10 protein-coding genes are annotated in these 12,116 nt (G+C 71.9%); 9 read left to right on the top strand and 1 reads right to left on the bottom strand.

Annotation, left to right across the window (positions count from 1 at the left end; all coding sequences use genetic code 11):
• Positions 1 to 241 precede the first annotated feature (241 nt).
• The 7 genes from AB0J06_RS18675 to AB0J06_RS18645 all read left to right on the top strand — a co-directional run bounded on the left by AB0J06_RS18675 (position 242) and on the right by AB0J06_RS18645 (position 8,876).
• Positions 242 to 1,810: a hypothetical protein gene (locus tag AB0J06_RS18675; protein WP_357430099.1), complete on the top strand. Its 1,569-nt coding sequence runs from the start codon at positions 242 to 244 to the stop codon at positions 1,808 to 1,810.
• Positions 1,811 to 2,052: 242 nt separating this feature from the next.
• Positions 2,053 to 3,153, top strand: coding sequence for an ionic transporter y4hA (locus AB0J06_RS18670; RefSeq protein WP_357430097.1), 1,101 nt, complete (start codon positions 2,053 to 2,055; stop codon positions 3,151 to 3,153).
• A gap of 229 nt (positions 3,154 to 3,382) precedes the next feature.
• Positions 3,383 to 4,174, top strand: coding sequence for a lytic polysaccharide monooxygenase (locus AB0J06_RS18665; RefSeq protein ID WP_357430095.1), 792 nt, complete (start codon positions 3,383 to 3,385; stop codon positions 4,172 to 4,174).
• A 79-nt stretch (positions 4,175 to 4,253) separates the two neighbouring features.
• Entirely contained in the window at positions 4,254 to 4,859 is a 606-nt protein-coding gene (locus AB0J06_RS18660) for a DUF305 domain-containing protein (protein WP_357430093.1), read from the top strand.
• A gap of 173 nt (positions 4,860 to 5,032) precedes the next feature.
• Positions 5,033 to 5,887 carry a cyanophycinase gene (locus AB0J06_RS18655; RefSeq protein ID WP_357430091.1) on the top strand — a complete coding sequence of 285 codons (855 nt, stop codon included), beginning with the start codon at positions 5,033 to 5,035 and terminating at the stop codon, positions 5,885 to 5,887.
• Positions 5,887 to 8,556 (top strand): cyanophycin synthetase, encoded by a 2,670-nt coding sequence (gene cphA / locus AB0J06_RS18650; protein ID WP_357430089.1) that lies wholly within the window; start codon positions 5,887 to 5,889, stop codon positions 8,554 to 8,556. Before AB0J06_RS18655 ends, cphA begins: the two co-directional genes overlap by 1 nt.
• Positions 8,553 to 8,876: a hypothetical protein gene (locus AB0J06_RS18645; RefSeq protein ID WP_357430087.1), complete on the top strand. Its 324-nt coding sequence runs from the start codon at positions 8,553 to 8,555 to the stop codon at positions 8,874 to 8,876. The genes cphA and AB0J06_RS18645 overlap by 4 nt, the downstream gene beginning before the upstream one ends.
• Before the next feature lie 56 nt (positions 8,877 to 8,932).
• On the opposite strand, the gene AB0J06_RS18640 is transcribed toward AB0J06_RS18645, so the two are convergent.
• A complete protein-coding gene (locus AB0J06_RS18640; protein ID WP_357430085.1) occupies positions 8,933 to 9,706 on the bottom strand; it encodes a BTAD domain-containing putative transcriptional regulator in 774 nt (257 codons plus the stop codon).
• Between the two features lie 231 nt (positions 9,707 to 9,937).
• On the opposite strand from AB0J06_RS18640, the gene AB0J06_RS18635 reads away from it, so the two are divergent.
• Together AB0J06_RS18635 and AB0J06_RS18630 are read left to right on the top strand one after the other, a co-directional pair.
• Positions 9,938 to 10,828 (top strand): hypothetical protein, encoded by an 891-nt coding sequence (locus tag AB0J06_RS18635; RefSeq protein WP_357430083.1) that lies wholly within the window; start codon positions 9,938 to 9,940, stop codon positions 10,826 to 10,828.
• Between the two features lie 67 nt (positions 10,829 to 10,895).
• Positions 10,896 to 12,083, top strand: a complete 1,188-nt coding sequence (locus AB0J06_RS18630; protein WP_357430081.1) for a hypothetical protein — start codon at positions 10,896 to 10,898, stop codon at positions 12,081 to 12,083.
• The last annotated feature ends 33 nt before the right edge of the window (positions 12,084 to 12,116 follow it).

The raw sequence follows: 12,116 nt of genomic DNA, 5'->3' as shown, positions 1-12,116 counted from the left end.
CATGTGAACAAATGCGAGAGTTGGCGTCACCTTCGGCGGTTACGGACGAGATTCGGACGAAATTCGTGTAGGGAATATCGCGACTCCGGGGCGCGAAACAATGGCCGGAATTTCGACGCCCGAGATGCGATCCCCGCGAATGTCCGAGATGATTTCTCCGCCTGGCAATAGCCGGGACAAGGCGATGATCAATGCGTGATGGCCGGATGCCCACGCCTCCAACTCCGTCGAAGGTGATGCCATGCGTCCAAAACCGGTTGGTGCTCTGCTCGTCTCCCTGCTCTGCGCCCTGGGCGCGATACCGGCGACCGGTGCGGCGGCGTCCGCCGGCACGGGCGCGGTCGCGGAGATCTCCGCCGCCGACAGCACGGTCGGGGATCGGATCCGCCCGTACGAAGCGCTGATCGAGCCCGTGACCGCGGCCTCCCGACCGCTGCCCGCGCTGCCGACCGAAGCCCTGGTGACAGCCGTGACCACGCTGTCGGCCCAGCTCGGTTTCGTCCAGTCCCCGGGTGCGAAGATCCGCGCGGCGGGGCTGCCGCCGACGGTCGCCGGAGGGCTGGCGAATCTGCTCGGGGACATCGCGACGTGCCGGGCGCTGACGGCGACCAAGTTCGCCGCGATCCCGTCCGGCCAGCTTTCCGACGTGATCAGGACCGGCGGAGGACTCGACCCGGCGCAGTTCGTCGGCATCCGGGCGTGCGCGGAGCAGATGTGGAGCGCGACGGGCGCGCTGCAGCTCGCGCTCCGCGAGCAGGCGCCGGCGGGGGCGGCGGGTGAGTGCACACCGCTGGGTACGCCGTCGCTGGACATCTGGCCGGTGCTGCGGCTGGAGGCCTCCTGCGCGGACAACATCTATCCGAACGACTACCTGCTGCTGGTCGATGCCGGCGGCAACGACACCTACCGCAACAACGCCGGCAGCAACCTCGTCGACGTCAACTTCTCCCCCGCCGGCTCCACCGTCCCCGGTCTGCGGGGCGTGGGCCCGGCGAAGGGCTGCCAGCGCGCCATCCCCGGCCTCACCGCCGCGGACTGCGTTCCGGCCGCCGCCGTCCTGCTGGACCTGCAGGGACAGGACACCTACGGGGTCAAGGAGAGCCCGGACCACGATGCCGGGTGCACCACCGATCCGGTGGTGCGTCGGATGATGACCGGCGGCGCCGGATTCCTCGGCGTGGGCATTCTGCGCGACGCCGACACCACCACCGATCACTACACCGGCAAGACCGGTTCGCTCGGCGCCGGGCACATCTTCGGGATCGGGGTCCTCTCCGACGCCGGCGGCGACGACACCTACGACGCGGTCCGCAACAGCCAGGGCTTCTCCCTCATCGGCGCGCTGGGCGTGCTGCGCGACGAGGCCGGCGACGACACGTACGGCTTCACCATGCCGGCGCCGATCAATCCCGCCGCGCCCAACCAGACCGAAGGCGCGGGCGGGGTCCGCGACGACGAGGGCGAGGGCCTGTGCGACCGGATCCCGCGCTTCACCCAGGGCACCGCGAACGTCGCCCCCACCAGCATCGGTCTCCTGATCGACGACGGCGGCCGGGACCACTACCACGGCGCGTTCGTGGTCGAGTTCACCGGACCGTTCCAGATCCCGAGCGTGCGGGCGGGGAGTCTGGGGTTCGGCAACAACCAGGGCCTCGGAGTGTTCCTGGACCGCGGCGGAGATGACATCTACCAGGTGGACGGCGAACCGCAGATCACCGGCCTGCCCCGCCGTGGCAACGGCACGACCGTCCTTCCCGGTAACGACAGCACCGGCTCCGGGGTCGGCAGTGGACTGTTCATCGACAGCTAGTCCTTGACCCCGCGGCGATGCGGCGACGGCGCTCGGGCGGGCGCGAACATCCGCCCGAGCGCGGGTCGCGGCCGACGCGGTCGCGGCGGCACCCGGTTCACCGCGCACTCCGCCACGGCTAAACCAAGCCATCGGTAACGGTGCGGCAGGCGTATCGACCGGTGCCGTTACCCCACGGCGTCGCGACTTTCAGTGCCGACGCCGACACAGATCGTGTCGATCGATCTGGCACTGTAGAGCCCATGAACGTTGTGACCCGCTCGCCGCTTACCCGTTGGAGCACCGTCGTCCCGGTGCTCGCGGCCCTCGCACTTATCGCGACATGGGGACGTGACCTGCCGCCCGTCGTCGTCGCTCTGGTCGCCGTCTTCCTGGCGGGCGCGGTGTTGGCGGCGGTGCACCACGCCGAGGTGGTCGCGCACCGCGTGGGCGAACCGTTCGGTTCGCTGGTGCTGGCCGTCGCGGTCACGGTGATCGAGGTCGCGCTCATCGTCACCCTGATGATCAGCGGCGGCGAGAAGACGGCGTCGCTGGCCCGCGACACGGTGTTCGCCGCCGTGATGATCACCTGCAACGGGATCCTGGGCCTCTGCCTGCTCTCCGGCGCGCTGCGTCGGCGTGTCGCGGTCTTCAACCCGGAGGGTACGGGTGGCGCCCTCGCCATGGTGGCGACGCTGGCGGCGCTCAGCCTGGTGCTGCCGACGTTCACGACGACGAAGCCGGGTCCGGAGTTCTCTCCGGGACAGCTCGCCTTCGCCGCGGTGGCGTCGCTCGGGCTCTACGGGTTGTTCGTCGCGATGCAGACGGTCCGGCACCGCGACTACTTCCTGCCGATCACCACCGACGGCAGCGTCATCGATGGCGAGGATCACGCAGCTCCGCCGTCGGCACGGACCGCGATGATCAGTCTCGGTCTGCTGGCCGTGGCCCTCGTCGCCGTCGTCGGCAACGCCAAGGCCGTGTCTCCCACGATCGAGAGCGCCGTCGCCGCCCTGGGCTTCCCGCACGCGGTGGTCGGCGTCGTGATCGCGCTCCTGGTGCTGCTCCCCGAGACGATCGCCGCGGTCCGGGCGGCGCGCAGAGACCGCGTGCAGACGAGCCTCAACCTGGCGCTCGGCTCGGCCATGGCGAGCATCGGCCTGACCATCCCCGCCATCGCCATCGCGTCGATCTGGCTCAGTGGCCCGCTGCTGCTCGGGCTGGGCGCGACCCAGATGGTGCTGCTGGCCCTCACCGTCGTCACCGGGATCCTGACCGTGGTGCCCGGTCGGGCGACTCCCCTGCAGGGTGGGGTGCACCTCGCTCTCTTCGCGGCCTTCCTCTTTCTGGCGGTCAGCCCCTGATCCCGCGGATCCGGAAGGGCAGCGGCACGGTACGTCTATCGATGAACTCCGCTGCGTGTATTTACTGTTAACACTCCTTACTTTATCGTGAACACACCATGCTGAACGAGCGTCGGCCGACCCCGGCACCCCCCGACTCCGGACGCCGCTGACCCAGCACACGGCTTGCACCGGACCGGCGACGGCGCACACCGAGAGCCGCTCCGGCCCGATGAAGGAGGAGCACCTCATGCGAAGACGGATCACTCTCCCGGTCCTGGCAGCCGCCGCCGTCCTGTCCGCGCTGGCGATCGCCGCGCCCGCACAGGGGCACGGCTACGTGTCGTCGCCGGCGAGCCGACAGGCGAACTGCGCCCAGGGCCGGGTCGCCAACTGCGGCGCCATCCAGTACGAGCCGCAGAGCGTGGAAGGGGTGAAGGGCTTCCCGGGCGGCGGCCCCCGGGACGGCAGCATCTGCAGCGGCGGCCTCAGCCGGTTCGCGGAGCTCGACCGGACCAGCGGCTGGCCGGCGACGTCCATCAGCGCCGGGTCCCGCAACTTCAGTTGGGTGCTGACCGCCCGGCACTCAACCACGAAGTGGGACTACTACATCACCAACAACGGTCCCAGCGTCACGCGCGGCAACCTCACCCGGATCGCGTCGTTCAACGACGCCGGCCGGCAGCCGCCCCCGACCGTCACGCACACCGTGAACGTGCCGTCCCGGTCCGGGCACCAGGTCATCCTCGCCACCTGGGACATCGCCGATACCGGTAACGCCTTCTATGCCTGCATCGACGTCCAGTTCGGCGGTGGCGGCACCAACCCGCCGCCCCCGCCGCCCCCGACCACGCCGCCCCCGGGCCCCGGCCCCACGACCCAACCGCCGCCGCAGCCCGGTGGCACCTGGGCCGCGGGCACCGCGTACCAGGTGGGCAACCAGGTGACCTACGGCGGCGCGACCTACCGCTGCCGGCAGGCGCACACCGCCATCCCGGGCTGGGAGCCGCCCAACGTCCCGGCCCTGTGGGAACGGATCTGAACCATCGTGACCGGACCCGCGTCCACCAGGGGCGCGGGTCCGCCGTCCGGTCACGATCGGGACGGGAGAAGGGCGACGGATGAAGCGATCAACATTGGCGCTGGCCATCGCGAGCCTTCCGCTGCTCGCCGGCTGCGGTGCCGATCCCTCGGGGCCGGGCAGCGTCACGCCGGGCACCGCCGCGGCGAGCCCGTCGCGGTCGGAGACCTCACCAGGCGGGACATTCAACGCGACCGACGTCATGTTCGTCCAGATGATGATCGCGCACCACCGGCAGGGACTGGAGATCGTCCGGCTCGCCCGGACCCGGCCGGCCGGCGCCGAGGTCAGGACGCTGGCCGCCGCCATCGAGGTGACCGAAACCGACGAGGCCGCGACCATGACGGGGTGGCTGCGCGGCTGGGGCGAACCGATGACCGCGGACGCGCACGCGCACGACGCGCACGGCGGGCTGCACGGTACGTCCGCAGCGGACATAGCCAGCCTGACCAAGACGACCGACGCCCGTTTCGAACGGGACTTCCTGCACCTGATGATCGCCCATCAGCACGCCGCGATCGAATTCGCCCGGATCGAGACCGGGGCGGGCGTCAACCCGCACGCCACCGATCTGGCCCGCCGGATCGACCGGTCGCGCTCGGCGCAGATCACCCAGATGCTCGCCCTCGTCGACACGCGCCCGTAGAGGTGATCCCCACCCGCCGTCCCCCGCTGGCCCGGCACCGCCGTCCCCGCGCACCACACCCGGCTGCCGTGCGGTCGTTGCGCGCCCTCCCGCACCGGGAGCGCCGCGTTTTGCGCTGGTGGAGGCGGGTAGTCCCGCAAAGCGATGCCACCGCTGGGTAGAGAGGAGGGCGCATGGCCCTCGGAGGCAGCGGTATCGAGCAGGCGGCGGGGCGGGTGGTCGCGATCGGCGGGGCGGAGCGGGCGCGCGCCGACGGTAGTCCGATCCTGCGGCGCTTCGTCGAACTGACCGGCGGCGCCCGGGCCCGGCTCGTGGTCGTCGCGACGGCCAGCACCGACCCCGAGCCGGTCGAGATCGAATATGTCGAGGTCCTCACCCGGCTGGGCGCCGGCACGGTGCGCGCGCTGCGGCTGGAGAGCCGTCAGCAGGCCAACTCCGATGCCACGGTCGAGGCGTTGAGCGACGCGACCGGCGTCTTCTTCACCGGGGGCGACCAGACGCGCATCGCCAACGTGCTGGGCGGCACCCGCGTCGACTCCGTGCTGCACACCCGACTGGGTGCTGGCGCGATCACGGTGGCCGGTACGAGCGCCGGCGCCGCGATGATGTCCGGCACGATGATCATCGACAGCGGTGAGGACGGCGGCATCTCAGCGCACTCCGTCCGCACCGGTCCGGGCATGGAGTTCCTGCCCGGTGTCCTGATCGACATGCACTTCGCCGAGCGGCACCGGCTGGACCGCCTGCTGAGCGCCGTCGCGCTCTACCCGCACGAGCTGGGACTGGGCATCGACGAGGACACCGCGATCGTTGCGGAAGGCGGCCGGTTCGAGGTGATCGGCAGCGGCGCGGTCACCGTGATCGACGCCGGCTGCGCCAACACGATCCGCACCGCGGAATACGACGGCAAGCCGCTGGCGATGATCGGCGTATGCCTGCATGTGATGCCGGCGGGCTACACGTTCGATCTCCACGGCCGCTGCCCGTCCATCACCGCAACGCCCGACGACGATCGCGAGGTGGCCTGATGGAAGTTCTGCACATCCGTCGGCTCCGCGGGCCGAACGCCTATCTGGAGCGACCGGTCGCGGTGGCCCGGGTCCGTCTCGGCGCCCTCACCGAGCGGGAGACCTGCGACTTCGCGGGCTTCACCGAGCGGCTGCTGGACAGCCTGCCCGGCCTCGCCGACCATCACTGCGCCGCGGGCGCGCCCGGGGGGTTCATCCGGCGGCTGCGCGAAGGGACGTACTTCGGGCACACCGCGGAGCACATCGCGATCGAGCTGTCCCATCTCGCCGGCCGCGAAGTCCACTTCGGTCGGACCACCTTCGCGGGGGAAGCAGGCCTCTACGACGTCATCACGGAGTGCCCGGTGCACGAGCCGGCCGACTCGTCGCTGCCGCTGGACCTGCTCGCCGCCGCGGTGCAACTGGTGACGGATGTGCTGGACGGGCGGGAGACCCGGCACGGGCCCGCGCTGGCCGCGCTGCGGCGGACCATCGAACGGGAGGCGCCCGGGCCGAGCACCGAGTCGATCATCGCTGCGGCGCAGCGCCGTCGCATTCCGGTCGAGCGGATCGGCCGGCTGAGCCTGCTGCAGCTGGGCCAGGGGCACAGGCGCAGGCTGACCTGGGCGGCCATGACCGACCAGACCGCCGCGATCGGGGTCGACCTCGTCGGCGACAAGCAGCTGACCCGGCAGTTGCTGGACCAGGCCGGAGTGCCGGTCGCGCCGGGCGGTGCCGCCGACAGCGTCCAGGAGGCGTTGCGGCTCTTCGCGGAGTTCGGCGGTCCGGTGGTGCTGAAGCCACGCAACGGCCGCCAGGGCCGCGACGTCCACCTCGCCCTGAACGATGAGGCGGCGGTCGGGGCGGCGTTCGCCGCGGTCGACGGCCCCGTCGTGGTCGAACGGCAGCTCGGCGGACGCGACTACCGGGTGCTGATGATCGGGGGCGAGGTGGTCGCGGCGGCCGAGCAGACCCCCGCCCACGTCGTCGGCGATGGGAGGAGCACGGTCGCGTCGCTCGTCGAACGAGCCAACACCGACCCCCGGCGAGGCGAGGGCCACTGCCGTTTCCTGAGCCGTCTCCGCCTCGACCAGACGGCCCGCGCGTTGCTCGCCGAGCAGGACCTGACGGAGGACGGGGTGCCGACGGCGGGACAGGTCGTCTGGCTGCGGCACAGCGGCAACCTCTCCACCGGCGGCACGAGCCGGGACGTCACCGACCGGCTGCACCCCGACGTGGTAGGGCTGTGCCGCCGGGTGGTCCGACTCGTCGGGCTCGATATCGCCGGCATCGACCTGCGGCTGCCCGACATCGCCGAGCCGCTTCCGACGCCGGATGGCCGGGACGCCGACCGCGGCGTGATCGAGGTGAACGCCGTACCGGGACTGCGCATGCACCTGGCGCCGTGTGAGGGCCAACCGCGCGACGTCGGAGCGGCGATCGTGGACGCCCTCTTTCCGGCCGGCGACGACGGACGGATCCCGACCGTCGCCGTCACCGGCACGAACGGCAAGACGTCCACGTCGCGGCTGACCGCGCACCTGCTGACGGGGCCCGGCCGGTGCGTCGGGTTGACCACGACCGACGGGGTGTACATCGACGGCCGGATGGTGCAGCACGCGGACGCCACCGGGCCCCGTTCCGCGCAGGTCGTGCTGAGCGACCCGGCGGTGGAGGTGGCCGTGCTCGAAACGGCCCGCGGCGGGATCCTGCGCAGCGGCCTCGGCTACGACGTGACCGACGTCGGCGTGATCACCAACATCACCGCCGAACACCTCGGGCAGGACGGGCTGGAGTCGATCGAGGACGTCGTCCACGTGAAGGCCCTGATCGCGGAACGGGTGCGCGACGGCGGGACGCTCGTGCTCAACGCCGACGACCCACTCGTACGGGGGCTGGTCGAGCGGCCGCGGGTTGGCGCCGACCGCAAGCGGGTGGCCTGGTTCAGTCTGCTCCCGGACCCCCCGTTCATCCAGCGTCACCTCGTCGCCGGCGGCACCGCCTACCTACTCACCGACGACTGGCTCGTCGAGGCGGTCGACGGCCGCCGCACACCGCTGCTGGCCGCGGCCGACCTCCCGGGCAACTTCGCCGGCCGGGCGTCGTACGTCGTGCAGAACGCGCTCGCCGCCGTTGCGGCCGCCCGCGCCCTGGGCGCCACGCCGGAGCAGGTCGGGCGGCGCCTGACGACGTTCGAGCCGGTGCGCGACAACCCGGGGCGGGGCATGCTGTGGCGGCACGGCGACGTGGACCTGTTCGTCGACTACGCGCACAATCCCGCGGCGATCGCCGCCGTGACGCGCAGCCTGCATCAGCTGTGGGGTGCGGACCGGTCCGTCGCCGTGGTGACCCTGCCGGGCGACCGCCGCGACGACCTGCTCGCCCAGTCGGCCCGGATTCTCGCCGACGGGTTCAGCCGGGTGGTCCTCTACGAGGACACCGACCTGCGCGGACGGACTCCCGGCGAGCTGCCCGCGTTGCTCTGCCGTGAGATCGTCGCCCGACGCCCACAGGTGCGGTGCGAGCAGACCGGCGACGCGTCGACCGCGCTGCGGCAGGCGCTGAAGCTCGCGGGTGCCGGCGAGGTCGTGCTGGTGCTGTACGAGAAGCTCGAGGATGTGGTCGCCGTACTCGAGGATTTGGGCGCGGTGCCGGCCGAACGCCCGCGGGCGCTGGCGGTCCAGCGGTGAGCCGGCCTCGCGGCGCAGGGCGTGCGCACGGCCCCCGGAGCGCGCGCGCCGTCGCCGCGTCGAGCGAGTGGATCGACGACACGGGCGTACGCCAGCCCGGCGGTGAGGTGCACGCCTGGACGCCGGGCCAGAACCAGACCGCCTGTGGGCTCGCGCTGAGCCGGTCGTCACTGCGGCGTTTTCCGCACGTGCCTTTCGACTTCACGGCCACCGACGTGCCGACGCCCACCGACGAGATCGGTTGGATCTGCCCGCGCTGCACGGCACTCACCGGCGGCCGTCGACGCCGCGCCTGGACCCGCACCTCGCCCCGTCCGTGAAGCGGTAGCGCGGGCACCCGGGGTCGCACCGTCGCCGCCCCGCCCCCGCGTGCCGGTCACCGCGCCGCGGTGAGGGTCGCCCGCGCCAACGGTTCCGGAGCCCGGCCCGCGCGGGGCGCCCGCTCGGCCGCCACGCTCAGCAGACTCCGGGTCTCGGATGTCGGAGCGACCCCCAGCTGTTCCCAGAGGAGCTTCCGGCACGCCTCGTACGCCCGGCGCGCCTCGGAGAGGTTGCCTTCCTCCACATGGATCCGGATCAGCGTCCGGTGCGCGCTCTCGCGCAGCGGGTCGATGCTCATGCAGGTCAGCGCCGCGTCGAGCGCCGGCCCGAACTCAGCCTGCCGGGCGAGGCGCGTGGCCAACTGCTCCAGCGCGTGCAGCCGCATCTGGCGGACCCGTTCCCGTTCGACGAGCAGCCATTCGTCGTCCCACCCCGGCAGCAGCTCGGAATGCCCGACCCACGGCCGGAACACCACCGGTGGCAGCAGCGACGTCGAACCGCCCTGCACCTGCCGGCGCAGTTCGTGAAGATCAACGACGACGTCATCGGTCAGCGACAGTTCACTGCCCGTGCAGCGCAGCAACGGGTACGACACGTCGCCGACCTGCGCCTGCATCCGCCAGACCGCCGTCCGGAGACTCGCCAGCGCGCGCGACTCCAGTCGGTCCGGCCAGAGCGAACCCGCCACCCTGAGCCGGTTCATGTGCCCGCGGACCGCCAGGATCGCCAGTAGCCGCTGCCCCGTGCCCGGCACACACAGCTCGCGGTCCCCGGCTGTCAGGCGGAAACCGCCGAGCAGGTGCAGCTTCGGTCTCCGGTCGTCAGTCACATGTCCTCCTCGGCTCGGCTCACCTGCGACGCCTCCCCTGGCCCGGCCACCCGCCGATCCGACATCCCGGCACACCACAGTGCGGTGACAGATCCGTGACGCCGCGAATACGCGGGCCGCGCATGCTCGCGGTCATGACTCCACGGAACACGGTCCCGGTCTGCGGTGGACGCGATGCGGTTCACGGATAGGACGATCCTCCGCCTGGCAGATCCAGCCGAGCGGTCAGTCGTGTTCACGACGTCGATAGGGGACGCCCTGCTGTCCGCCGCGTACGTTTTTGACCAGGTCGCGGTGGGAACGGTCAGTGCGGTTTCGGTCCGCGCGGTGATGCTCGCGCCGGTGGTCCACCCGCAGCGCGCGGTCGCCGCGACGGCCCGCGAGACCACCTCGGTCGACCATTGGCAGCTCACCGCGGATCTTCCGGCACAACCGGCGGTCGCGGGGCACGCCGTGGTCGAGGTGGAGCTCACCGCAGCCGTCCGCGGCGTGGTCAGCGAGGTGGTCGAGGTGACCGCGGCGGACCTGTCGGGGCTGGCCGACCTCGACGCGATCGACGCGCGGGTGGTGGCGGCGGACGGCGCCCTGCCCGCAGATCCCGCTCTGCTGGCGCGGCGTCGGTTCGAGGAACTGCTGGCCGCCATCGCCGAACACTTCGGCGAGGTGCCGTCGACCGCGGTCGCGACGACACTGCGGGACCGGGGCATTACCGATCTGGAGACGCTCCTGGCCTTTCTCGCGCCGCCGCATGCCGTGCACCGTCTCGCTCTCACGGTGGTCACCGACTCCACGGTGCCGCCCACCGAGCGCACGTACCGGCTCACGGCACTCGTGCACATCATCGATGACCTCGACGACGGGCTGGCGCCCGCGCTGACGCAGATCAGCCTGACCCGGGCCACGCTCGCCGGCGGGACCGAACCGTTGCCGGCACCGACGGGGATGTCCGCCCGGCTGGAGTACCCGGCTCTCCTCGTCGTTCCGCTCGCCAGCCTCGACGACGAGGACCTGCCGTTTCCCACCGGTCCGCCGCCGGTCGAACCGGACGCGCGGCGCGCGGCCCGGCTGGCCGAGCTGACCACCCGACTCCGGACCACCGCCGTCGTCCCGGTCGCGATCTGACCCCGCCCGGCGTTCGAGTACGTGCCCCACCCGACCAGCAGAGTCCAGTCGCCATCAGGAGACGTCGATGACCATCGCCGCCGAGTTCCCGTTCATCAGAGTCACCATCGACACGCGTGGCCTCCAGCCGGCCGCCACCCGGGCGTTCGGCAACGTCGCCGTCGTGGGGTCCACCGGCGGGTTCGGCACCGCCGTACCCGACACCCCTATCCAGATCGGCAGCGAGGCGGAGGCCCGCGCACAGTTCGCCGACGTCGACGGCTCGGGCGCCATCGCCAACGACGGCGCGGACGCCGGACCCCTCTACCACGCCGTACGGACGGTGCTCCTGCAGGATCCGGCACCCTCCCGGGTCTTCGCCGTCGCGACCGACGACAGCGACGGCTCCCCCGGCTACACCGCCGCGCTGGCCTCCCTGGCCGCCACCCCCGTGCAGTTCGTCGCGCTCGCCGGGGAAACCGATCCGGCCGCGCTGGCGGCTCTGAAGAACCACGTCGAGACGGTGAGCGCCGACGGGGACCGGCGCATCGGCGTCGCCATGGTCGACCCGGACCTCGCTGTCGCCGAGGGCAGCACCTTCGCGCAGGCGGCGGAGGCCGCTTACAGCGGTGTGAAGAGCGACGTCAGTCGGATGGTGCTGGCGGCGGCGCGGGTGCCGGTCACCGGCGGCGTTCCGGCCGCCGACGTCGCGGCCGCGGTGATGGGCGCGATGGCCGGGTATCCCCCGCACATCAGCGTGTTGATGAAGCAGATCCGTGGCGTGAGCGTCCCGCTCGCCCGCCAGTTCTCCGGTTCGGAGATCAAACAGCTGGCGGAGCAGTTCATGCTGCCCCTGATCGACCCCGAGCTGGTGCCCGGCGAGGGAATCTTCATGGGATCCGGCCGCTGCTACACCACCGACACCTCGCGCCTGTACGTCGACGTGATCCGGGTCCTCGACGACATCGAGTTCCGGCTCAAGGCGGGCCTGATCGGCACGATCGGCAACGTCCAGATCGACCGGCTCGGAATGCAGGCGCTGCGCAGCCGGATCGACGCGATCCTCGGCCCGCTCGCCACCGCGCGGGTGATCGCCGGCTATTCGACCGAAATCCCGCTGCTGCCGGTGCTCGAGCTGGAGGAGAGCCTGCGCTCACCAGGGGCGGTGGCGACGCTCACCGCCGCACGGACCAGCCGCATCGTCGAGGTGCTGCTCTCGGTCACCTACGCCGGCTCCGTGCACTTCCTCGACGTCAACCTCGCGCTGCGCGCCTGATCCGCACCCACCCGCACACCCGAACGGAAAGGC

Source organism: Micromonospora sp. NPDC049679, assembly GCF_040659735.1.
In the GTDB taxonomy this organism is placed as follows: Bacteria; Actinomycetota; Actinomycetes; order Mycobacteriales; family Micromonosporaceae; genus Micromonospora_I.
The sequence above is the reverse complement of the archived record's forward strand: the minus strand, read 5'-3'. Positions and strand labels throughout refer to the sequence as shown.